General features: G+C 68.5%; 21 protein-coding genes. 3 read left to right on the forward strand and 18 right to left on the reverse strand.

The window, feature by feature from the left end:
• Nucleotides 1–30: 30 nt before the first annotated feature.
• The gene (locus RJ1_RS26030) at nucleotides 31–1,422 is read left to right on the forward strand and encodes a dicarboxylate/amino acid:cation symporter (protein ID WP_073365298.1); all 1,392 of its coding nucleotides are present in this window, start codon (nucleotides 31–33) and stop codon (nucleotides 1,420–1,422) included.
• Nucleotides 1,423–1,573: 151 nt separating this feature from the next.
• Nucleotides 1,574–2,224, forward strand: a complete 651-nt coding sequence (locus RJ1_RS26035; RefSeq protein ID WP_083400616.1) for a GntR family transcriptional regulator — start codon at nucleotides 1,574–1,576, stop codon at nucleotides 2,222–2,224.
• 7 nt (nucleotides 2,225–2,231) lie between these two features.
• Here RJ1_RS26035 and RJ1_RS26040 read toward each other — a convergent pair whose 3' ends face one another.
• The 10 genes from RJ1_RS26040 to RJ1_RS26080 all read right to left on the reverse strand — a co-directional run bounded on the left by RJ1_RS26040 (nucleotide 2,232) and on the right by RJ1_RS26080 (nucleotide 12,668).
• Entirely contained in the window at nucleotides 2,232–4,511 is a 2,280-nt protein-coding gene (locus RJ1_RS26040) for a glycoside hydrolase family 3 C-terminal domain-containing protein (RefSeq protein ID WP_073365303.1), read from the reverse strand.
• A gap of 107 nt (nucleotides 4,512–4,618) precedes the next feature.
• On the reverse strand, nucleotides 4,619–5,821 hold the full coding sequence (locus tag RJ1_RS26045) for a cytochrome P450 (protein ID WP_073365383.1): 1,203 nt from the start codon (nucleotides 5,819–5,821) through the stop codon (nucleotides 4,619–4,621).
• A gap of 30 nt (nucleotides 5,822–5,851) precedes the next feature.
• Entirely contained in the window at nucleotides 5,852–6,826 is a 975-nt protein-coding gene (locus RJ1_RS26050; protein WP_073365385.1) for a PDR/VanB family oxidoreductase, read from the reverse strand.
• 167 nt (nucleotides 6,827–6,993) lie between these two features.
• Nucleotides 6,994–7,149 (reverse strand): hypothetical protein, encoded by a 156-nt coding sequence (locus RJ1_RS46855; protein ID WP_162850357.1) that lies wholly within the window; start codon nucleotides 7,147–7,149, stop codon nucleotides 6,994–6,996.
• A gap of 156 nt (nucleotides 7,150–7,305) precedes the next feature.
• Nucleotides 7,306–8,058: an IclR family transcriptional regulator gene (locus RJ1_RS26055; protein WP_073365305.1), complete on the reverse strand. Its 753-nt coding sequence runs from the start codon at nucleotides 8,056–8,058 to the stop codon at nucleotides 7,306–7,308.
• Nucleotides 8,059–8,085: 27 nt separating this feature from the next.
• Nucleotides 8,086–9,723, reverse strand: a complete 1,638-nt coding sequence (locus RJ1_RS26060; protein WP_073365307.1) for an ABC transporter permease — start codon at nucleotides 9,721–9,723, stop codon at nucleotides 8,086–8,088.
• A complete protein-coding gene (locus RJ1_RS26065; protein ID WP_073365309.1) occupies nucleotides 9,720–10,649 on the reverse strand; it encodes an ABC transporter ATP-binding protein in 930 nt (309 codons plus the stop codon). The genes RJ1_RS26060 and RJ1_RS26065 overlap by 4 nt, the downstream gene beginning before the upstream one ends.
• An 8-nt stretch (nucleotides 10,650–10,657) precedes the next feature.
• Nucleotides 10,658–11,359, reverse strand: a complete 702-nt coding sequence (locus RJ1_RS26070; protein ID WP_073365310.1) for a TetR/AcrR family transcriptional regulator — start codon at nucleotides 11,357–11,359, stop codon at nucleotides 10,658–10,660.
• A gap of 49 nt (nucleotides 11,360–11,408) precedes the next feature.
• Entirely contained in the window at nucleotides 11,409–11,783 is a 375-nt protein-coding gene (locus tag RJ1_RS26075) for a decarboxylase (RefSeq protein ID WP_073365312.1), read from the reverse strand.
• Between the two features lie 147 nt (nucleotides 11,784–11,930).
• Complete coding sequence (locus tag RJ1_RS26080; protein ID WP_073365314.1) at nucleotides 11,931–12,668, reverse strand: dienelactone hydrolase family protein; 738 nt, start codon at nucleotides 12,666–12,668, stop codon at nucleotides 11,931–11,933.
• A gap of 145 nt (nucleotides 12,669–12,813) precedes the next feature.
• Here RJ1_RS26080 and RJ1_RS26085 point away from each other — a divergent pair, with 145 nt between their 5' ends.
• A complete protein-coding gene (locus RJ1_RS26085; protein WP_073365316.1) occupies nucleotides 12,814–13,185 on the forward strand; it encodes a hypothetical protein in 372 nt (123 codons plus the stop codon).
• 83 nt (nucleotides 13,186–13,268) lie between these two features.
• Here the strand turns inward: RJ1_RS26085 and RJ1_RS26090 are convergent, their stop codons facing one another.
• Genes RJ1_RS26090 through RJ1_RS26125 form a run of 8 tightly spaced genes read right to left on the reverse strand, consistent with a single transcriptional unit; the run spans nucleotide 13,269 to nucleotide 22,558 of the window.
• Nucleotides 13,269–14,525, reverse strand: coding sequence for an ATP-grasp domain-containing protein (locus tag RJ1_RS26090; protein ID WP_073365319.1), 1,257 nt, complete (start codon nucleotides 14,523–14,525; stop codon nucleotides 13,269–13,271).
• Entirely contained in the window at nucleotides 14,522–15,835 is a 1,314-nt protein-coding gene (locus tag RJ1_RS26095; RefSeq protein ID WP_073365321.1) for an MFS transporter, read from the reverse strand. Before RJ1_RS26095 ends, RJ1_RS26090 begins: the two co-directional genes overlap by 4 nt.
• The gene (locus RJ1_RS26100) at nucleotides 15,832–16,611 is read right to left on the reverse strand and encodes a hypothetical protein (protein ID WP_073365323.1); all 780 of its coding nucleotides are present in this window, start codon (nucleotides 16,609–16,611) and stop codon (nucleotides 15,832–15,834) included. The genes RJ1_RS26095 and RJ1_RS26100 overlap by 4 nt, the downstream gene beginning before the upstream one ends.
• Nucleotides 16,608–17,528 carry a branched-chain amino acid transaminase gene (locus RJ1_RS26105; protein ID WP_073365325.1) on the reverse strand — a complete coding sequence of 307 codons (921 nt, stop codon included), beginning with the start codon at nucleotides 17,526–17,528 and terminating at the stop codon, nucleotides 16,608–16,610. The genes RJ1_RS26100 and RJ1_RS26105 overlap by 4 nt, the downstream gene beginning before the upstream one ends.
• A complete protein-coding gene (locus RJ1_RS26110) occupies nucleotides 17,519–18,790 on the reverse strand; it encodes a GNAT family N-acetyltransferase (RefSeq protein ID WP_073365327.1) in 1,272 nt (423 codons plus the stop codon). The genes RJ1_RS26105 and RJ1_RS26110 overlap by 10 nt, the downstream gene beginning before the upstream one ends.
• Nucleotides 18,787–20,013 carry an ATP-grasp domain-containing protein gene (locus RJ1_RS26115; protein ID WP_073365329.1) on the reverse strand — a complete coding sequence of 409 codons (1,227 nt, stop codon included), beginning with the start codon at nucleotides 20,011–20,013 and terminating at the stop codon, nucleotides 18,787–18,789. The genes RJ1_RS26110 and RJ1_RS26115 overlap by 4 nt, the downstream gene beginning before the upstream one ends.
• Nucleotides 20,010–21,098 carry an Ldh family oxidoreductase gene (locus RJ1_RS26120; RefSeq protein ID WP_073365331.1) on the reverse strand — a complete coding sequence of 363 codons (1,089 nt, stop codon included), beginning with the start codon at nucleotides 21,096–21,098 and terminating at the stop codon, nucleotides 20,010–20,012. Before RJ1_RS26120 ends, RJ1_RS26115 begins: the two co-directional genes overlap by 4 nt.
• Complete coding sequence (locus tag RJ1_RS26125) at nucleotides 21,095–22,558, reverse strand: GNAT family N-acetyltransferase (protein WP_240319884.1); 1,464 nt, start codon at nucleotides 22,556–22,558, stop codon at nucleotides 21,095–21,097. Before RJ1_RS26125 ends, RJ1_RS26120 begins: the two co-directional genes overlap by 4 nt.
• Between the last annotated feature and the right edge of the window lie 22 nt (nucleotides 22,559–22,580).

Consider the following 22,580-nt stretch of genomic DNA (forward strand, 5'->3'; position numbering starts at 1 on the left):
ACACCACATCCAATATATTGGAGCTGTTGAATGACGACACCCCCCGCCATCCCTGCTGACTCAGCGACAGCATCCGAAGACGCCGATACGTCTCGCGCACCACGCAGGTGGTGGAAATTCTGGAAGTTGCCGATCGGTGTTCAGTCGCTGATCGCCGTCGGCGTCGGCGCACTCATCGGCACGTTCGCTCCCGTGGTCGGCGAGCAACTCAAACTGGCCGGCGACGTGTTCCTCAACCTGGTGCAGATGATCGTCGTCCCATTGGTCTTCCCGCTGATCGTGCTCGGGATCGCACGCATGGATTCGGCGAAGAAGGTCGGACGCATGGCCGCCAAGGCGATCCTGTACTTCGAGATCGTCACCACGATCATTCTGCTGATGGCCGTCGCGCTGGCGAAGCTGCTCGATATCGGTTCCGGTACCCCCGTTGCCGGCGCCGACGGCGCCTCCGTCGAGACCCTCGAGCAGGGCATCGACTTCCACGAACTGCTGCTCCACGCTGTCCCGAAGAACGTCTTCGCCGCCTTCGCGGAGGGGAATCTGCTGGCAGTGATTGTGTTCGCCGGATTCGTCGGCGTCGCACTCGCCGCGATCGGTGAGCAGGCCAAGCCGATGACGTCCGTGCTCGACTCGCTCGCCAACGCGATGTTCAAGGTGGTCGGATACGTCATTCGCCTCGCACCGCTGGGGGTTCTGGGCTTCATCAGCTACGACGTCGCGCACTACGGGTTCGGGAACTTGTCGAGCCTGCTCGGCTTCCTTGCCGTTGTCTATGTCGGTATGGCGATCATCCTCGGCATCATCTTTCCGATCATCGCCGCAATTTTCCGCGTCGAGTACGTCACCATGCTCAAGGCCATCGGAAACCTGGTCGGACTGGCCTTCGTCACCCGCAGCTCCGAAGCGGTGCTCGCGCCGCTGCTGCTCAAGCTCGAGGGGCTCGGCGTCAGCCGCTCGACGACCTCGTTCGTCGTGCCGCTCGGCTACTCGTTCAACACCGACGGCTCCGTCCTCTACCAGGCAGTCGCCCTGGTCTTCCTCGCCAACGCCTACGGCGTCGACACCTCGATCCCCACCCTGCTGCTGATGGTCGGTGTGCTTGTCATCCTGTCCAAGGGCATGGCCGGGGTCGCATCCGCCTCGATCGTGGTGCTCATCGCCGCAGGTAACACCATCGGCCTTCCGGCCGAAGCCGTCGCACTCCTGCTGGGGGTGGACTTCATCGCCGACATGGCCCGCACCGCGGTCAACGTCGTCGGAAACTCCCTCGCCGCGTCGGTGATCGACAAGTCCGAGGAGAAGGCCGAGGCGAAGGCCGGACGGTCCGCAACACCCCGCTCGGTACCAGCCGCAGCCGGGAGCGAACCTGGCGATGAACTCGGCGACAAAGTACTCGCCGGGCGACACAGCACGGATGGGTAGTCGGGGCCCGGACAATGGACAGTCAACGAAAACATTCTCGGTATCCTCGCGACGAGACACCCGGCAATCCGCCACGCGGACCCCAGGAGCGTGCGGCGTGCAGAGTACAGTATCCAGTATGTTGCGTGATAATCCGGTGGAGCGCCCCCGCATGAGCGATGTCGCGTTCGAGCGGATCTGCGACGCGATCGTCACTGGTGAGCTCGCGCCCGGATCCAAGGTCAAGGACAGCGAGCTGGCCGAGCATCTGGGCCTGAGCCGCACCCCGGTGCGCGAGGCTCTGACCCGGCTGATCGACACCGGACTCGTCGAGGCCAAACCCGCCGCCTTCACCCGGATCACCCCACTGAATCGGGCCGATGTCGAGGCAACGCTGGCCGTGATGGAGGTCTTGGATCAACTGGCCGTGAAGACGGGGGTGCCCAACCTCACCGACGGCATGATCGACGTGATGCGCACCGCCAACGACGACCTCGCGCAGGCGATCAAGACCGACAACATCGGTGCCGCCCTCGCTGCGGACGACACCTTCCACGGCGTCATCGTCGACGCCGCCGGCAACCCACTGCTCAAGCGGCTCATGCACCAGGTGCACCCGCAGATCCACCGGATCTACTACCGCAAGTTCTCCAGCCTCCGCGGCTGGCAGGACGCCATCGAACACCACGACAACCTGATCACACTGTGTGCGGCCCGGGACGAAGCAGCGGCCGCCGAAATTTCGTCACAACACCGACGTTTCCTCGGCGGCCTGATCGGCGAACTCTTCGACATCGACGAGTCCGCCTCCGCCACCTCGTAACCGGCTGCTACGAACCGCCGCCGCGGGCTTGCTCGGTGATCACCCGCGGCGGCCGGGCGGCCTGCCGGACGTAACTGTCCAGCTGCTCGGTGCTGATCGGGCTGCCGGGGAACGCGGCGACGCGGTTCAACGGCATCGACGCGGCCATGCGGAGCAGCGCCGGGTCGTGCAGCATTCCGGCGCCGGCCGTGCGTGCGAGTGCCGCGCCGAGGATCTCGCCGCCCACCGGGTGCGCCAGCCATTCCCCGATGGTCGATTCCGCGGTGAGTTCCGGGAGGGGCGCGTCCCCGTCGACCGTCACCACCGCGTCGCCGCGCAGATCCCGCGACGAGGCACCGACCCACACCCGGTAGTCGCCGCCCTCGACCACCCACTTCGACAGCACCGCATCGAAATACGCCAGGTCCTCGAACGGGATCGGGATCCGGACGGTCCGGCTCGCACCGGCCGGGATCTCGACGTTCGCGAAACCCTTCAGCTCGCGAACGGGCCGGACCGCCGCGGAACCGGGGACCCCGACGTACACCTGCACCACCTCGCGGCCGTCCCGGTGACCGGTGTTCGCGACGGTCACCTCGACGTCCAGGCCGGCGTCGGTGAGTGTTACCGTCGGCGCCGAGTAGCCGAACGTCGTGTATGAGAGACCATGCCCGAAAGGGAAACTCACCTCCGTCTCGCGGCGGTCGTAGTAGCGGTAGCCGACGAACAGGCCTTCGCCGTATCGCACGTGGCCGGCCTCGCCCGGGAAGTCGAGGAACGCGGGGGTGTCCGCCAGCCGGACGGGAATCGTCTCGGCCAGCCGGGCGGACGGGTTGACCGCGCCGAAGAGCACGTCGGCGACGGCGCCGCCGCCGGCCTGTCCGAGGAGCCAGCCCTCCACGATCGCAGGAGCCCGGTCGGCCCACCCCGACAGCCGAACCACACCGCCGTTGGACAGCACGACGACGACCCGGGGGTTGACCGCGAGCACCGCCTCCAGCAACTCGGTGTGCGCCGACGGCAGTTCGAGGTGTTCCCGGTCGAACCCTTCCGACTCGTCCTCCGCGGGTAGTCCGGCGAACACGACGGCGACGTCTGCGGAGGCGGCGATCGACACCGCATCGACGATCAGCGGCTCTGCCGCGCTGTCGGATTCGCCGATCGAGTATCCGGGCGCGAACGTGACCTGGGCGGGGGCGGCGAGCGACCGGATCTCGTCGAGCGCGTTGTCGAGGCGGGTCGGGACGATCTGTGAGCTGCCCGCTCCCTGGTAGCGCGGCGTTCGGGCGAATTCGCCGATCACGGCGATCGACGCGTTCGCCGCGGGATCGAGGGGAAGCACTCCGTCGTTCTTCAGCAGCACGATGCTGCGCCCTGCGACCTTGCGTGCGAGTGCGTGGTGGGCGTCGCGGTCGTAGTAGGCCGCAGGGTCCAGGTTCGACCGCACCTTCTCGACGAGTGCCAGCACCCGGTCGGCAGCGGTGTCGAGTACGGACTGCTCGAGTTTCCCGGACTCCACCGCCGCCACGATCCGGGCGTCGGTGACCCCGTCGGTCGACGGCATCTCGAGATCGAGACCGGCCGTGAGCGCGGCGACCCGATTCGACACCGCGCCCCAGTCGGAGACGACGAGCCCGTCGAAGCCCCATTCGCCGCGGAGGACGTCGGTGAGCAGCCACCGGTTCTCCGACGTGTAGACGCCGTTGATGCGGTTGTAGGAGCACATCACCGTCCACGGGTGCGCGTGCCGCACGACGTGCCGGAAGCCGCGCAGATAGATCTCGTGCAGGGGCCGGGCGTCGATGTCGGCGCTGACCCGGAGCCGGTCGGTCTCCTGGTTGTTGGCGGCGAAATGCTTCAGCGACGCCCCGATCCCCCGCGCCTGCAATCCGGCGACGAGTGCGGCGCCGAGCCGGCCGCTCAGGATCGGGTCTTCGGAGAGGTACTCGAAGTTGCGGCCGCAGAGCGGCGACCGCTTGATGTTGATACCCGGCCCCAGCAGGACCCCGACGCCCTCGGCCTTGGCTTCGTCGCCGAGGGCTCGGCCGACCGTGTCGAGCAGGTCCGGGTCCCAGGTGGATCCCAACGCGACCGCCGGCGGGAAGCAGGTGGCGGGCACGCTGTCGCCGATGCCGAGGTGATCACCGCCGTCCCTCTGCTTCCGCACCCCGTGCGGACCGTCGGTGAGATAGATGGAGGGTACCCCGACCCGATCGAGCGCCTGTGTCTCCCAGAAGTTCTCACCGCTGGTGAGCGAGGCCTTCTCTTCGGTGGTGAGCGCTGTCGATAGGGGCGAACGGGTGTCCATGGTTCCTCTCTCCGTTGCGGACGGGTCGGGAGGATCGTATCGGTGGGACCGTCGAATTCGTGCGATATTCGTCGCGCCAATACATACGTACGTATGGTTTGCTCCGCCTACGACAGCCGGACCCGCACCGGCACGGATTCCCACGATCGCAGCGTGTTGTTCAGGTGACGGCGCACCGGCCCGGCGATCTCCCACGATTCGATCCTCGACGCCAGCGCCGTCAGCAATGCCTCCGATTCGAGGCGCGCGACGTGCTGGCCGACACACTGGTGGATACCCATCCCGTACCCCACGTGCCCGGACGGGTTGCGGCCGAGATCGAAGGCGTCCGGGTTCTCCCATCGGCGGGGGTCCCGGTTCGCGGCGCCGAGGAACATCAGGATCTTCTTGCCGTCCGGGATCACCGTCCCGCCGATCTCGGTGTCTCGCGTCGCGGTGCGGAAGAACGTCTGGACCGGCGACTCCCACCGGACCGCCTCGTCGAACGCCGTCCGGGCCAGCGTGCGATTCTCGCGCAGCCGCGCCCACTGTTCGGGGTGCCGTGCGAACGCGTAGAGCACGGCCGCGAGCCCATTGACGGTGGTGTCCACACCGGCCGTCAGCAGCGAGCGCACCACCAGCGGGGCCTGCTCGTACGTGATGTCGCCGCGGTCCGCGGCCGCCCAGATCTGCGCGCCGAAACCGTCACCGGTGAGCACCTCGCGGGCACACTGGTCGTTGACCCAGCCGGACAGCTCCGCCACCCGCGGCGCCCCCTTCTCCACCAGACTGTTGGCCGGACCGAACGCGTTGAACGCGTGATCGCCGTACGGCAGCAGGTTCTCGCGTCCGGCATCGGGGATGCCGACGGCATCGGGAAAGACGCGCAGCGGGAAGGCGGCGGCGAGATCGGTGACCGCGTCGAATTCGGTTGTGTTCGCAAGCAACTGGTCGACGAGAACCTCCGCGTCCCGCACCCACGACGCTCGGAGTTTCTGCAGGGCGCGCGGGCCCAGAATCTTGCCGAGCACCGCCCGCGGGGCATCGTGGTGCGGCGGGTCCGCCTCGAGCAGGATGCTCGGCGGACGCCACGGAGTCTCGTACCGGAAGTTGCTCAGACCGACTCCGGCGGCCGATTGGAACGCCTGCCAATCGGTCAGCGCGGTGTGGACCTGCTCGTAGCGACCCAATGCGAACACGTCGTACCGCTGCAGGTACACGACAGGACCGGCGTCCCGCAGGTCGGCCTGGAACGGCAACGGGTCTTCGAGGACGTCGAGGGCGAACGGGTCGGCGTCGCTGACGGGCAGGGTGGGGGCGGGGGCGAACATCGTCACGGTGAGTCCCTTCGGGGGTGAGTGTCAGAGGTCGAGCAAGAGACGGTCGGAGCACGACCGCGAGACGCAGATGAGCATGCAGTCGCCGGCGGACCGTTCGTCGTCGTCGAGGACGGAATCGCGGTGGTCGGGGTCGCCGGCGAGGACGGTGGTCTCGCAGGTCCCGCACGTGCCCTCCCGGCATGAGGACAGGACGTTCACCCCCGCCGCCTGCACTGCATCGAGGACGGTGGCGCCGGGACGCACGGTCACCGCAAGACCGGAGCGCGCGAGTTCCACCTCGAACGGTTCGTCGCGCAACGGCGCCCCGCGATCCTTCGGCACGAAACGTTCGGTCCTCAGTGTGCCGACGGGCCAATCCGCGCAATACTTTTCGACTGCGGCAAGCAGCGGGCCAGGACCGCACACGTACACCTTGGTGCCGGTGCCGGCGGCCGCGCCGAGGTACGCGGGCAGGTCGGGAAGGCCGTGCTCGTCCCGGGGTACGACGACGACGCGGTCGCCGTACGCCGCGAGTTCGTCCCGGAACGCCATCGACGTGCGGGTGCGGCCGCCGTACAGGAGCTGCCAGTCGGCTCCCGTCAGTTCCGCCTGCCGGATCATCGGCAGCAGCGGCGTGATCCCGATACCACCCGCAATGAACAGATACTTCCGCGACGGGACGAGCGGAAAGTTGTTGCGCGGACCGCCGACCCCGACCAGATCACCTTCGGCGAGTTCGCCGTGGACGTATGCCGACCCTCCACGGCCGGCGGGTTCGCGCAGCACCCCGACCCGGTAGGTGTGGGCGTCCCACCGGTCACCGCACAGCGAGTACTGGCGCGTCAGCCCGGTCGGGAGCACCAGGTCGATGTGCGCTCCCGGCGCCCAGTCCGGCAGGCGCCGCCCCGTCGGATGACGCAGCGTCAGCGCGACGACACCGTCCGCGACAACGTCTTTGACGACAACCCGCAATGCAGCGTCTGCCGGCGTACCGGAAGAAACCGGGTTCTGTGACATCTCGACTCCTCGATCTCGCGTTTGTTCGAGGATCATCCGAGCGAGGGATACGTCACCAGACTATTTTCAATAGTTGAAAGTAAAGATGTAATCGGGGTCACTCACCTGGGCGAACGCCAGCGCCGTCACATCGGTCATCGACGGACGTACCCGCTGGGCGGCGGAGATTACGGGGTGTGCGCCCGTCGGCTGATGTCCTTGTCGACCGCGGTGGCGAGGTCGTGGACGAGTCGGGAGTGCCAGTGCTTGTGGGCCTCGAGGTCCGCGGTGAGGGCGTGGCAGTCCGGGCATTCCAGGGGGCTGGGTTGTGAAGTGCTTTCCATGGCGCTGCGCTTTCCGGGAGAAGTGGTTCCGATTCCACCGTGGCACGGGCGGGGCGGATAGTCCACCGCCCACACAGCGTCACAGACATTGGTCAGCCGCCCGCGCAATTGCGCCGGATTCCGGCAAACCCGTGAGCGTCTGTACCTGGGACTGGCTCATTTCGCCGCCGCGGCCATCACCCGGGTGATGCCCTTCGCCGCCGCCTGCAGCGCGGGGATCTGCGCGTACGCCTTCTCGTCGTTCGGCACGATCACCGACAGCGCGGCGACGACCCGGCCGGTGCCGTCCCGCACCGGAACCGCGACACCCGTGGTGTCCGCGTACAGGTGGCCCGCGCAGAGGATGTAGCCGTGCCGGCGCACGTCGGCCAGGACCCCTCGCAACTGTCGTGAGGTGCGAATCGTGTTGTCGGTGTATACCTTCAACGGCTCGTTCAGGATTCGTTCCTGAAGGTCCGGCGAGGCGTGGGCAAGAAGGACCAGTCCGGAGGAAGACACGTGCAGCGGCATCCGGCCGGCGATGCGCGTGTAGTTGACCACCGCGCCCGGCGCCGTGAGCCGCTCGACGAACAACACCTCGTCACCCTCGAGCACACCCAGTTGGGTGTGCTGCCCGACGACGGCGTGGAGGTCTTCCATGAACGGCATCGCCGCTTCCCGGAGTCCGAGGGTCGGGGACGCGCGCGACGCGACCTCCCACAGGCGCACCCCGATCCGCACCTTCCGGTTCTCCCGCTCGAGCCAGCCGCACCCCACCAGTTCGTCGATCAACCGCGATGTCGTGGAGATGTGGAGACCGGACCGTCGCGCGATCTCGGACACGGTCAGCAGCGAATCGTCCGAACGGAACGATTCGACGATCCGCACCGTCCGGGCCAGGACGGACTCGCCGGTGTGCACACGCGCCATTCCTTCAGTGTGCACACCGGCCGACGCTCAGCGCAGGTCGCGCCGCCGGAACGCCGTCACACCCACCACAATCAAGGCGGCGGTGATCAGCAACAACCAGACGATCGGTGTGGCCGCGAACTGCCCGCCCGGCAGTTTCGGAGCGTGGCTGAACGGCTCGAGATCGAGCACCGCCTGCGGGAACTGCGCGATCGACCCGATCATGAAGATCAGGAGGAACGCGACGAGCACGCCCCACGCCACGGGCGTGAACCGCGGGATCACCCCGAACAGGAGGACCGTCACCCCGGCGAGCATCCAGATCGCCGGAAGCTGCACGAGCGCCGCCCCGACCACGTCGGTCAGCGCTCCCCCCACGTCGCCGATGGACGCGCCGTAGGTGAGTCCGGCGGCCACACCGGCCACGATCATCGCGACCGCCGGTCCCAGCAACGCGAACAGGATGTGGCTCGACGCCCAGCGGACGCGACCGACCGAGCCGGCGGTCACGGGTTCGAGGCGCTGGGCGTTCTCCTCGGAATAGAGACGCAGCGACGCGGAGATCGCGTAGGCCGCGGCGGCGATCGCGAGCATGGTGAACGCGTAGCCGATGAACGATTCCTCCAGCGACTGCGAACCACCCATCCGCATGATGATGTCCCGGATCGTCTGACTGTCGCCGACCTGCCCGCCGACCCCCTTGGCGGCGCTGCCGATGAGCAGGCCGTACAGACCGAGCCCGGCCGTCCATGCCGCGAGCGTGCCGCGGTGCATCCGCCATGCCAGCCCGAAGGTTCCGCCGAGTGTCGGTGGTGCAGCGACGGGGCCGGGCCGTTCGGCGATCAGACCGGCGCCGACATCCCGCCGGCGCAGCAGCGCGTAGGCCACCCAGGTGAGGACGCCTGCCGCGACCAGGCTGGGGACGACGACCCACCACCGTTCGTCGGCGTACGGACGGATCTGCAAGGCCCAGCCGAGCGGCGAGAACCACGACAGCGTGCCGGAGCCGGCGTCACCGACCGCGCGCAAGGCGAAGGCGACACCGAGCACCGTCAGCGCGATGCCGCGCGCGACGCGGGCGCCGGTACTCACCTGCGCCGCGACGGCGGCCACCGCCGTGAACACCAGGCCCGAGCAGGCCAGGGACGTGCCGAAGGCCACCGAACCACCCACCGGAAGGTCACGGGCGAGCAACGCTGCCGCACAGATCATTCCGGTGACGACGGAGGCGCCGCCCGCGAGTGTCAGTGCCGCCGTCAGCCCCGCGTACCGTCCGACGGACGTGGAGTCGAGCAGCTCGGCCCGGCCGGTCTCCTCCTCGGCGCGGGTGTGTCGGATGACCGTCAGGATCACCACCAGACCGATCAGCGTGTAGTAGATGCCGGCCTTCCAGACACCCACCGATCCCAGGGTGGAGTTGAAGATCGGCCCGTACATGGCGATCTGTGCGGGGCTGGCCGCCGTGGTGGCGGCGAACTCCGCCAGCTGGGCGTCGGAGGTGTAGATGTCGGCGATGCTCGCGACGTACAGCGCCGGCGCGAACCCGAAGATCAGAATCCACAGCGGCAGCGCGATCCGATCCCGGCGCAGGAACAGCCGCAGAAAATGCAGTGTCCCCTTGAAATCCGAGGAAGATACCGGCGCCGGCTCGACCGGCCGATACCGGGAGATCGTCGCGGTACTCATGCCCGCACCTTCTCCACCGTGTCGGACGACGCCGTCGTGCCGTCGTCGATCTCGTAGTGCCGCAGGAAGAGTTCCTCGAGCGTCGGCGGCTGACTGACGAGGCTACGCACCCCCGTGTCGCCGAGCACCCGGATGAGCTCGCCGAGATGTTCGCTGTCGACCTGGCAATGCAGCGTGGACCCGTCGAGGTGGATATCCGCGACGCCCGCGATGCGGCTCAGATCGCCGGGGTCGCCGAGAAGTTCGGCGGTGATCGACGTGCGACTGAGGTGCCGCATCGACGCCAGCGTGCCCGATTCGACCGTGCGTCCGGACCTGATGATGGTGACCCGCTCACACAGCGCCTCCACCTCGGACAGGATGTGACTGGACAGCAGCACCGTCACCCCGCGGTCGCGGGCCTCGGCGACGCATTCCCGGAATACCTGTTCCATCAACGGGTCCAGGCCCGACGTGGGTTCGTCGAGCAGCAGCAGTCGGGCATTCGAGGAGAACGCCGACACCAACGCCACCTTCTGACGATTGCCCTTCGAGTACGCACGCCCCTTCTTCCGCGGGTCGAGGTCGAAACGCTCGATCAACTCCTGCTTGCGAGCCGCGTCCAGGCCGCCGCGCATCCGGGCGAGGAGGTCGATGGTCTCGCCGCCGGACAGCGACGGCCACAGCGTCACGTCGCCGGGGACGTACGCCATCTCGAGGTGCAGGGCGACGGCGTCGCGCCAGGGATCGCGTCCGAAGACGGTGGCCTCACCGCTGTCGGAGTGGAGGCTGCCGAGGAGGACGCGGATGGTGGTGGATTTTCCGGCGCCGTTCGGCCCGAGGAACCCGTGCACCTCACCTTCGCCGACCTCGAGGTCGAGTCCGTCCAACGCCCGGGTTCGTCCGAACGTCTTCACCAGGTTGCGCACTTCGATGATCGCGCTCATAGCTGCTCCTAGTTCGGGGAGTCGGTAGATTCTGCGGGTGCCGCCGCCTGGGCGGCACCGTCTTCGGTGGCCAGGTACGCCTCGAGCGTCGACGAATCCGGCAGCAGGCCTTCGGTGTACATCTCGAGGGCGGGCAGCGTGACGTCGGTGGCGAGGTCGCGGATCGCCTTGGCGTAGTCGAGCGGAACTTCCTTGTCGGCGCGCATCTGCAGGTAGAGCAGCATGGCGCCGACGTTGTAGAGGGTGAGATAACGCGCCCGCGCCTGCGGGTTACGACTGGGCCGCACCTTCCCGGTCGCCACTCCCATGTCGAGGTACTCCGCGGTGTCGTCCACCATGTGCTCGAACAGCGATTCGCCGAGACCTCCGCCCGCCTGGAAACTGCGGACTATGTACGCGACGAGCGGGGCGTACTGCTCGATGTCGGCGAGGGCCTGCATGGTGCCCGCCGGCCCCGGCGTCGAGATCGCCTGCGCCTTCTGCTCCCGGATGATCCGCAGAACATGCTCGTCGCATTCGGCGCGCAGGCCGTCCTTCGATCCGAAATGGTGGATCACCAGCCCGGGCGACACCCCGGCGGCAGTGGCGATCGCCCGCACTCCGGTGGTGAAACCGTGATTGCCGAACACCGTGATCGCCGCGTCGCGCACGCGGGCGCGGGTGGTCAGATCGGGTTGCGGGACCTCGGAACCGGCATTTGTTGAACGCATGTTTAATATGCTAAACACGCGTTCAATCGGTGCGCAAGGGGTCGCGGTGTCAAGATTTCGTCAAGGCCGGGACACCGGCGTGCGGGCCCGCGAACACGACCGTCGGGCGGGGGTACCGGTTGCGGGCGCAGGCCTCGTCCAACCCGTCATCGACGGCATCACGCACCTCGCTCCGATCCGCGTCCAGCAGGACCAGTTCGGTCAGGATCACGCCGTAGTCGCGCCGGACCTGCTCCATCAGGCCGATCACCTCGTCGATTGCCCCGGAACCGGCAGTGCAGCGGAATCCCACCAGCCGCAGCTGCGGCTGTTCCATCACCGCACGCACCGCGTCCTCGATGCCCGGGCCCGCCTCGGTCACGTCGAGCACCGTGTTCTCGCGCGACTGCTCGTGAACAAATAGATGAGGCAGATGCAGCGTCATCGGAGCCTCCTCGATCCGGTGGGATCCCCGGGTCGAACAACTCGGGGGATCAGTTCCAGATCTACCCCCGCGCGGCCGGGTTGCAGCCGATCTTGACGCCGAAATGACTCCCCCGCCCGCAATCCTGACGCGGTGTTGGCGCGCCCGTCAGTCGGGGCCGCCGAGTGTGTCGGCGAAGAAGGCCAGTACCCGGTCGACTCCCTCCTGCCGCCGGTGCGCGGTCAGTGTCGAGTGCTCTGCACCCGGAAACTCCACCGCGATGAAGTTGTCACCGAACTCGCGGCGCAGTGTCTCGAAGCGATTGCCCACCAACCCGTCCTCCCGGAACCGCAGGCCGAGGACCTGGCAGCCGGCGTTCACCTTCGCCCGCACCGCGTCCAGGTCGGCGGGGCTGAGCCCGAGGTCGCGTTTACGCGTCTCGCCGACCGGAAACGGGACGGACGGCTGCGCCAGCACGGGCGCCACCACCGGGGCGTCGACCATCATCGCCAACGCATAGCCACCGGTGAAGCACATCCCGACCGCACCGACTCCGACGCCACCGAGTTCCTCGTGCAGATCGCGCGCCACCGACCGCAGCCACACCGCCACCGGTGCCGTCGTGCCGAGCGCCAGTTTCGTGAACTCCCGGCTCACGCAGACCTGTACCAGCGAACTGACGGTGCTGAGCGTGCCGTACCCCCGCTCCGGCTTCCCGAACAGGGACGGCATCACCACGGTGTACCCGTGCGCGACGACCTCCTCCGCGAATCCGATCACCTCCGGCGTCACACCCGGTACCTCGTGGATCACGATGACGCCCGGCCCACGACCCTTGCGGAAGGTCGGGTGGGTGACCCCGCCGACCGTGTGACTGCCCGGTGTCCACCCGTCCACAAGCCCCATGACACAAGAACGTACTCGACCGATCGCGGACCTCCCGCTCTGCCGACGACACGACCGTGCGGTTTCATTCGCCTGCGTTCCCCGCGCCGCCTGTGCACGTACGGTACGAATCGGCACAATCCGGACAACCGAGGAAAGGGCACATATGCGCAACCTTCGACGTGCGGCAGTGGCGGGGGCCATGATCGCGGGACTGATGACGGTGGGAGCCGCAACGGCGTCCGCCGCGCCGTTCGGCTCCCTCGGTGACGGACCCGATCTCGTGATCACTCAGGCGAACGCCGAGGGCGTCAGCGCCTGCGCAGTGCGGGTCACCAACGACGGCGACGGCACGGCCACGGGCGTAACGGTCCACACCCCGTTTACGTACGAGCCCCGAGACCTCGGCACCCTCGCCCCCGGCGAATCGAAACTCGCCCAATACTTCGACTGCGGCATCTATCCCAGCATCTTCTACTTCACCACGACGATCGGTGAGACCAACTGGGCGAACAACTTCCTGCGAATCGACCTCTGAGGGATCAGTGCGGCGGCGAGCTCCTTGCGCGTGTGGCGCCGGAGCCTGCAGTTGACCTCTCGGCCCGGCCTGTCGGCACCCGATCACACCGTCTCCATACCGACAGCCCCGACACGCACCTGAAACTCGAGACACGCCAGAGCCTCCCGGGCGGCATCGAGCGCCCGCTCCGGTGTCTCCCCGACCGCACGGGCGTAGGCGACCCGCGAATCCGACGATTCCAAGGGGATGACGTCGCCGCCCGGACGGACGAGCAGTTGTACATCGGTCACTCCGGCGACCTGCCGGGCTCGGTCGAGGCCGCCGATGTCGGTGACGACGCCCGCGACAGGTGCGGCGGCGAACCAGATCGCGGAATGACGCGCCGCCCGTTGCTCGGCGAGAATTGCCCGGATCTCGGGAAGGACTTTCTCCCCCACGGTCTGCCGCACGACGCACTCGCCGAGGTCCACACCGGTGGCGTCGAACGCCAGTGCCGGAATCTCGTCGCCGCCCATCCGCACATGGGTCTCGATCACCCGCGGACCTGCTGGCCCGAGCACGATCTCGGTGTGTGTTGCACCGAATTCCACGCCGAGGGCGTAGAGCAGACTCGTGACATACGTATGGATCTGCCCTTCCTGGGCCGCGGAGAGTGCGGCGGGTGTCACGTGCCCGACTTCGACGAAGTTGACCGGGTCGGAGAACTTCCGTGTGACAGCGACGATCTGGTGTTCGCCACATTCCGAGAATGCCTCCACACTGAACTGCGGCCCCTCGTGGAACTGCTCGACCAGCACTCCGCTGTTCGTCAGACCGTCGAAATCGCCCCCAGCGCGGGCGAAGGCCGCAGCCAGTGCGCTGTCGTCCCGGATCACGGCCACGCCCGCACTACCGGCACCGCAGACCGGTTTCACCACACAGGGCAGACCGTGTTCTGCTGTGAAGGCCCGCAGTGCGGCCACGTCGGCGACGATCGCAGAGGCGGTGGCGTCGATGCCCGACTCACGAAGCCGCGCCCGCATGGCGTGCTTGTCGTGGACCGACGCCACTGTGCGCCGCGAATGGGTCGCGAGACCGAGCGCCTCCCCGATCGCGGCACAGCGGTCCTGGTCGCGTTCGCCGAACGTGGCGATCCGCGTGAAGGGATGCTGCGCATGTGCCGCCCGGGCCAACGCGATCCATTCTTCGTCCGGTGCATCGTGTCGCACGGCAATGACCCTGGTGTGCGAGGTCAGTTGGCGAAGCTTGGCGACGAACTCCAACCGGCAGATTACCGAGGTCTGCGTGCCGGGTAGGGCGCCGCGGACCCTGCCTGGAAGGTCGCGGCCGCTGCCTACGACGAGGACGTGTTCGGTCATTTCTTCACCTCGAGTGTCGAGTGGGGAGCGACAACGCAGGAAGGTCGCCGGCGTTCCGCGAGACTGCGACGTGCTGCCGTCCGGGAGACCAGCGCAGCCACCCCGAAGGTTGCCCCGAGGACCGGCCAGGCGATCAGCCCGGTCGGCAGGAGAACCACGACCAGAAGGGTGGGGCCGACCACCTTCTGACCGGTCATGCCGAGGCTGAACGCACCGAGGTAGCGGGCCACGGCGGGCGGCGGGGACAGTTCGGACGACAGCTCCCACGCCGCCACGGAATGGACGTTCTCCGCGATCGACAGGGCTACGACCGCAACGAACACGGCGGCAATGGCGACGGCGGTTCCGGACAGCTGGCCCAGGGCGAACAGACCGCAACAGACCGCCATCAGGACACCGGCCAAGGCCAGTAGACGGCTCGCCGCCGCCGTGCCCTCGGCGAACCGGGCGACATAGACCTGGAGGACCACGGTGAGGACGGTGTTGACCGCCATCAACACCGGCACCCAGGCGAGCGGCACCGAGGTGTATTCGATGACCCAGATCGGCAGCAGAACGATCAGCACGGTGTCGTACAGCGACAGGACACCGTTGCCGACCGTGAAAACCATGAACCACCAGTCACGGAACGGTGAACGCACCGTGGTCGCGGGAGAAGCGGTGTCGAGGGAATCACGCTCCGCGCGTGAAGGTCGGTGCAGCATCACCGTTCCCGTCCGGCGGAGCACGTACCGCACGGCGGCGGCGACCACCAGGAAGGAAATTCCGTTACCCACGAACAGCGCCGTGAACGCGGCCGGCCGGCCGGTCGCGAAGACAACCCCCGCGAGAAGGAATCCGGCCGTGAGGCCCACATTCCGGACCGCACGGATGGTGGCCATCGTGCGTGTCCGATCCCGGCCCCCGATCACCGACGTCACGACGGCCTGCTGGATCGGGCTGCTCGCTCGATCGGCCGCGGTGAGCAGCACCGTCAGCACCAGAAAGGTGGTGAAGTCGGAGACGAGTGCAAAACAGCCGTACCCGATGCCGCGCAGCAGCAGAAGCACCACGTAGAACCGTCCCGCCCCCAGCCGGTCCGCCAGCCTGCCGAGGGGCACCGGTGCGAGCAGGGCGAGTCCGCCCGCAAGAGTGGTCGCGAGGGCGATCTGGTTCGCGGTGATGCCAACGACGCCGATGAAGTAGAGGGCGAAGGAGGCGAAGAACATTCCGGTGCCGAGAGAGTCGATGCCGGCACCGACGGCCAGCGTGCGGCCGGCCGGGGTGTCGGGCAGTAGCGCGTCACCCAGCCGCCGCAGCGCGGCGTTCACGGCACGTCTCCGGGGTTTGCGAACGCGCGCACGAGTTCGGCCGACCGCTGCACGTGTGCGGGCGTGGCCGCTTCCGGGGCGGGGCGGCGCAGGTGGTTCCACGCGTAGCGGCGGGCCGCGTTGACGAGCAGATCCGGTTGCCCCGGCGTCTCCGATTGCCCCGACGTCCCTGATTGCACCGACGTCGCGGCTCGCGCAACCAGGGCTGACGCGATGAGCAGCCGGCTCAACCGGTCGACCAGCACCCACCCGGCGGCGGCGACGATCGCGGGATCCGCCCCGACCCATTCGTGTCGGGTGGTCCGCACCCCCGCGAGTGCGTCGTCCACCATCTGCCAGGCCGCGAGCAACCGTCCCTGCGGAGCCGCGCCGAGGAGTTCCCGCGTCCGGTCGGTTACGGCGTCGAAGTGCTCGGGACGCGTGAGCAGTTCCAACGCGTGGACGGTGAGGGCCCCGCGGTCGGCTCGGGCGTCATCGCTCCCGTCGACGCGGGCGGTGTCCGCTGCAAGCGAGTAGGTGACACAGCGCGCGGCGGCCCTGCGGGCTCGACCGTGCGCCATCTGTGGAATGTCGTGCCAGGCACGGGCGGCCATCACGTCCACCACACGGTCGGCGACCTCCTCCCGCCGAGCGATGCCCCAGGGGCTGCTTTGCTCGAATACCTCTGTTGCGCCGATCAATCCGGTGACCGCCTCCTCCAGGATCCTGACACCACCGGTGGCCCACTCCGCCGCGACCCGTTCGGGTGTGTTCGACGCGAGGAAACGTGTGTTCATGTGTACTCCAGCCAGTGACGGTAGGTGGGCTCGCGCCCGCGGACGACGTCGTGGAAGACGTCCCGCAGCTGCTTGGTGATCGGACCGCAGCCGCCCGCCGCCAGCGGGCGGTCGTCGACCGACGCCACCGGGACCACCTCGGCGGCCGTGCCGGTGAGAAACGCCTCGTCGGCGACATAGAGGTCGCTGCGGGTCAGGCTCTGTTCCCGCACGGTCATCCCCAGGTCGCGAGCGAGGGTGATCACGGTATCCCGGGTCAGACCGGGCAGAATGTTGTCGCTGACCGGCGGGGTGGTCAACACATCGTCGTGTACGGCGAAGATGTTCGCGGCGGACGCCTCGGCCACGTGCCCCGTGGACGTGAGCATCAGCGCGTCGTCGTAACCGGCGCGCAGAGCGGAGACCTTGGCCAGTGCCGAATTCACGTAGGCGCCGGTTGCTTTGGCCATCGGTGGAACCGAATGAACTCCGTTCCGTTGCCAGCTGCTGACCGTCAGGCGGCAGCCCTCCTGGTCCGCGGTCTCACCGAGGTACGACCCCCACGGCCAGGCCGCGATGGCGACCCGGGCGTTGTCCAACGCAGGCGCGACACCCATCGCGCCGTAGCCGAGGTAGATGATCGGGCGCAGATAGCCGGAGTCCAAGCCGGTGCGGCGGAGCAATTCGAGGGAGATCTGGGTGAGCTCGTCCACCGACCATCCGGGGTCCAGCAGGTACACGCGGGCCGAGTCGTGCAGCCGTCGCAGATGGTCACGCAACCGGAAGACAGCCGGACCACGGTCCGTCGCGTAGGCCCGGATGCCCTCGTAGACGCCCCATCCGTAGTGCAGACTCGGTGTCAACACATGGACCTGCGCCTGGTCCCAGGCAACGAACTCGCCGTCCATCCAGACAGTACTGGTCGGGGTCAGTTCCATTGTTCTGCTTTCGATTCGGCGGCGGCGGACCGCCGGGACGGAACAGGGACTGCCGGCGCACCGACCAGCTCCAGTCGACGCTCGATGCTGCGCGATTGCAGCGACAGAGCCTCTCGATAGTTGTCGGCCCCTTCGCCGCGGAAGGAGAACCAGCCCCAGCGTGGCCGCAGTTGGCACCCACGCGCGATCTTGGCCTCGTAGGCGGCGAGGCCGTAGTGGATGCGACGGATGCCGTGCTCCACCGCCCACCGCGCCGTCTCGTGGTACGTCAAGGTCAGGTAGCAACCACGAACGCCCGGGGCGAAGCCTGCGGTCCGCGCGAACAACGTGTCGCGGGTACGTAGATAGAGCACGAATCCCACGAGGCGACCGTCCTGCTCGGCGCCGAGCACCACACAGGACTCGCCCAATTCCTCACGGATGGCGTCGAAATCGCGGCGAACCCGGTCCTCGCCGCCGGGTAGCCCGTACTTGGCCCGATGTGCGACCTGGAGGGCGACCACCTGGTCGTCGATCGCGGTGGGACCCCAGCGGACCACCGTGCGCAGACCCGTCCGGGTGTAGTCCGCGATCTCCTTGCGGAGCCGGACGCGACGGCGTTTGCTCAGGCTCGCGAGATAGTCCGCCCAGCTGTGCCCACTCAGGTCGTGGACGCCCTCGGCCCCCAGCAAGGCCGCTGTGTACCCGGCGCGCGCCGCGGAACCGTCGACGTGCTCGGCTTCCGGGTCTCCGACGTACAGCAATGCGACGCTGCGGCAACCGAGTTCGTCACCGGCTCGACCGAGCAGATCGGGCAGGGCCGCCATGACCGCGCGGCGCTCATCAGGTGAGCGGCCGGGCGCATGTGCCACGCCGTGGTGATTTCCGAAGGTGGCGAGCGCCACCGACGGGTACTGATCGTCGCGGGCGCCGGGCAGTGCTTCGGTGAGTGCCGCCCAACGCTCCTGATCGGGCTGGTCGAGCAACTCGGGTTCGGCCATCGGCCCGGCGGTTCCCGCGAGCCGGGGCGGGTCGTAGAAGAGCAGGCCACCCGGCCGCGCCGTGAACAGCAGCGGCGCGAACGCGACGGCCCGGCCGTCCTCACGCACCTCGAGGTAACGCACCTCGTGCAGGTCGGTGCGTTCGGTGAACCGCCACCACCGCGCGTCCTCCCAGATGATGTCCGGATCGGCGATGCCCGCGAAGTCCGCGACGAGCGGGCGGGCACCGCGAGGCAGGACGTGGCCGGTGAGCCCGTCGAGTGCGGTCCGGGTGGTGGTCATGCCGCGTCCTCGCTTTCGAGACGGTCCCAGACGAATCCGGCGCTCACCTGCTCTGCGGTGGAGACCAATCGGCGTCCCAGAGCCGTGAAGTCCGGGTCCGTGATCACCCAGAAGGCGAGGAAGTCCGCCGACTTGCGCTCGCTGTATCGGGCGGGGCTCCACTCGTCCCCGACGTGGGTGTTCAAGGTGAAGTCGTGCACGCCCGGCGGCGCGTCCGGCAGTCGCTGCACCCTGCCCAGCCGCGGTGGCACGCCGTAGAACGCGGCGTGCGGGGCGGTGGCCACCCGCTCCCGGACGGCGTCCAGATCGGTGGGGAGCCCGCATTCCACCCGTGCCCACAGGTGCCGGGGGTCGATGCCGAGGACATGACGCAGCATCGTCGGTATCGGGCCGCCACCGATGCGGGCGGCCACTTCGCACAGCACGATGTCGCCGTTGCCGGTGACGAAGAACTCGGCGTGCACGCAGACGGTGGGCGGGGAGACGAGTGCGTCGACGAGACGCCAGGTTTCGTGCACCAGGCGCGCACAGATCGGGTCGGCGGTGTCGACGGACCGCGAGCCGAACGGGGCGTCGGTCCAGTGTTCGAGGCATCCCTGGCCGGTGTAGCGGGACACGACCGCCGCCACCGGGCGTCCACCGACCCGGAACGCGTCCACATGATGTACCGCGCCGTCGACGAACTCCTCGACCTCGTAGGGTGTCGACGTGACGATGTCGGCGAGACCGGCCGCCTGCGCCGGCGAGTCGAGAACGTACACGCCGGTGGAGCCCGAACCGCTGCGTGGCTTGACGACGACGTGGCCCGGATGGCGGGCCATGAAGTCTGCGATGTCTGCCGGGTGCCGCACCGGCGCGAAGGCGGGAACGAGAAGTCCTGCAGCCTGCGCTAATTCCTTCATCAGGATCTTGTCGCGGTACGCGGCCGCAGTGGCGGTATCCAGTCCGGGCAGCCCGAGTTCGCCGCGCAACCTCGCTGCCCGTTCCACGTCGACCTCGGCCAGGGCGAAGACCGCGTTCGGCCGGTGCCGTCCGGCGAGGTCCCGAGCAGCGCCCAGCACCGCGTCGTCGTCGTTGTAGTCGGTGACCGTGACGATCTCGGCGAATCCCTCCCCGGGATCCGCACCGGCGGCGCAGACCGCCACCAGCTGTCCGCACATCTCGGGCAGCCACCGGGCAAACGGCAGCCCGGCGCCCCGCGCACTGATCAGTACGAGAATCATCTGACGGTTTCCTTCCTGGTCGTCACTGTGCGGTCGGTTGCCCCGACATTCGTTGCCAGCGCGGCGAAGACTTCCGCGGTCCGCATGTCCAGCGGTACGCCGTGTGCACGCCGCTCGCGCTCGCGGGTGCGTTGGGGGTCGCCCGGAGCCGCCACGGGCGCCCCCGTGGCGGGGGTGGCCCCACGCACGGCGCCCAGGAGGTCGGTCAGCCCGGCTGCAAATTGCTCGTGCCCAGTGAACGCTCCGGGGTCCAGGGCGAGGACGAAGTGGCCGACCCCGCGGCTTCGCCCGGGTGTTCCGTCACCGACCTGTTCGAGCCGCCAGTCGGGCGGCGACCCGGTCAACACGGCCCCCAGCAGGGTGACCGCCATCGCCAGGCCCTGCCCCTTGTACCCGCCGAGCGGAGACAGGGCGTACGCCTCGTCGGGTGCCGATGTCGGTCGCCCGTCGACGTCGGTCGCCCAGCCACTGTTCAGCGGCCGTCCCTCGGCCCGGCGGTGCTTCACCTCGCCGAAACACACTTGGCTGGTGGCCATGTCGAGGGCGAACTCGTCGTCCTCCGCACCCGCGGCCACACTGATCGGGTTGGTGCCGAACAGCGGTTCGACCCCGCCGTACGGGGCAACCCGGGAGGCGGCGGAGGTGACCGCGATGCCGATCAGCCCCTGCCCGGCCAGGTGCCGGGTATAGACGGACGCCGCGCCGAAGTGGTTGGAGTTGCGCACACCCACCGCCGCAACGCCGAAAGCCCTGGCCCGGTCGGCCGCCAGCCGAGCGGCGGCGAGTCCGGCGAGCACACCGAGTGCGCCGTCGGCATCCAGCAGCAGTCCGGCCCCACGGTCCCGGACCACGGCCGGGCACGCCGCCGCATTCGCGACGCCGGTCGCGAGTTCGTCCAGGTACTGCGGCAGCAACCGCAGGCCGTGAGTGTCGATTCCGCGCAACGACGTGTCGACGAGCGCGGCGGCCACCGACTCGGCGTCGTTCGCCTGCACTCCCGCCTCGACGAGCGCGAGGGAAGCGAGAGTGCGGGCCTCCTGTTCGTCGAGTAGCGAAACGCTTTCCGGCCCTGCGCTGTTGATCATGAAACACTCCAATACATGAAGACGTGCGGTCCTATATCCGGGATTTCGTACTCCGGACCGAGAATCCGGAAGCCGTGCTTGGTGTAGAACCCCGCGGCAGAAATGCGGGCGTTGCACCAGACCACCCCGGCGCCGGACAGCGCGGCGTTCGTGAGGACGGTGCGCAGGATGGCGAGCCCTGCACCGGTGCCACGGACCTCGTCGAGGGTGGCCATGCCGCGAAGGCGCCGGCCCCGGCCCGGGATCAGGCCCGGCACGGCGTGTTCGCCCGGTGGATCCTCGTCGTACAACGACGCCACCCCTACCGGCCTACCCGCGAGGAGCGCGGCGAAGTGCCGGGCGCCGGCGCGATCGTCCTCGGGATAGGCGCAACTCGAGACGGGCTGTCCGGGCCGCAGCACCGTGTGGCGGATCGGTCGCACGTCGTCGGCCGGCACCGGCCGGACCCGCCAGCCGTGGGCGGCGGGATCGGGGACGAACCCGGACCCGGGCCGATCGGGGAGGGTGACGCGGCCGGTGCCGTCGAGGGTCAGTCCGTGACCCGTGTTCACCGCCAGCAGGTCGACCGCGTCGACGTCCAGATGGTCGGCCAGCCCGCCGAGGTGGGCCGTGGCCGACACCCCCGCAACCGACTCCGGCATGCAGCCGAGCATGGTGACCAGACCGCGCTCACGAGCCCGCCGCAGCAGCGCGAGGGACGGCGTGATTCCCCCGGCCTTCATCGGCTTGACGTTGATGCCGTCGAACGCGTCGGTGCAGGCGTCCAGGTCCCGCGGCGAGGCGATGCTCTCGTCGGCTATCACCGGGATCGGACTGCGCTCCTGGAGGATCCGAGCATCTCGCCACGCCGAGCGCGGAAACGGCTGCTCGATCAGCTGCACACCGAGGTCCGTAAGCTCGGGCAGGACGGGGAGCAGACGAGACAGCTCCCAGCCGCAGTTGCCGTCGACGTAGAACGGCGCGTCCGTGTGGCAGCGGAGTTCCTCGAGCACGGTGAGGTCGGCGGGGTCGGCGAGCTTGATCTTGTAGGCCGACCATCCGGGTCGCTCGCGCAACTTCCGGACCATCACTTCGGTCTCGTCGAGCCCGATGCTGAAACTCGAGCGCAACCCCTGCGGACGGTCCAGTCCGAGGGACTTCCACAGCGGCACCCCGAGCAGCCGTGCCCGCAGGTCGTGCACCGCGGTGTCGAGCGCGGCGAGAACGAACGGCGAGTCGGGCAGTTCGGCAGACAGCCTGCGCCACACCGCGAACGGGTCTTCCGGGCACATCTCGATCAGAAGTGGAGCAATCCGGCGAAGGTCTGCGTGCAGTTGGTCCAGGCCGGAGTTGTAGTGGTCGGTCATGAACGCGGATGCCTCTCCGAATCCGCTTTCTCCGTCCTGCTCCACCTCCACCACCAGAGCCCGCTGGACGGGGATCGCTTCTCGGGCGGAGCGCCACAGATGCCGCTGGGTCAAGCTGACTTCGTGCGCGGTGACC

Source organism: Rhodococcus jostii NBRC 16295 (assembly GCF_001894825.1).
Taxonomy (GTDB): Bacteria; Actinomycetota; Actinomycetes; order Mycobacteriales; family Mycobacteriaceae; genus Rhodococcus_F; species Rhodococcus_F jostii.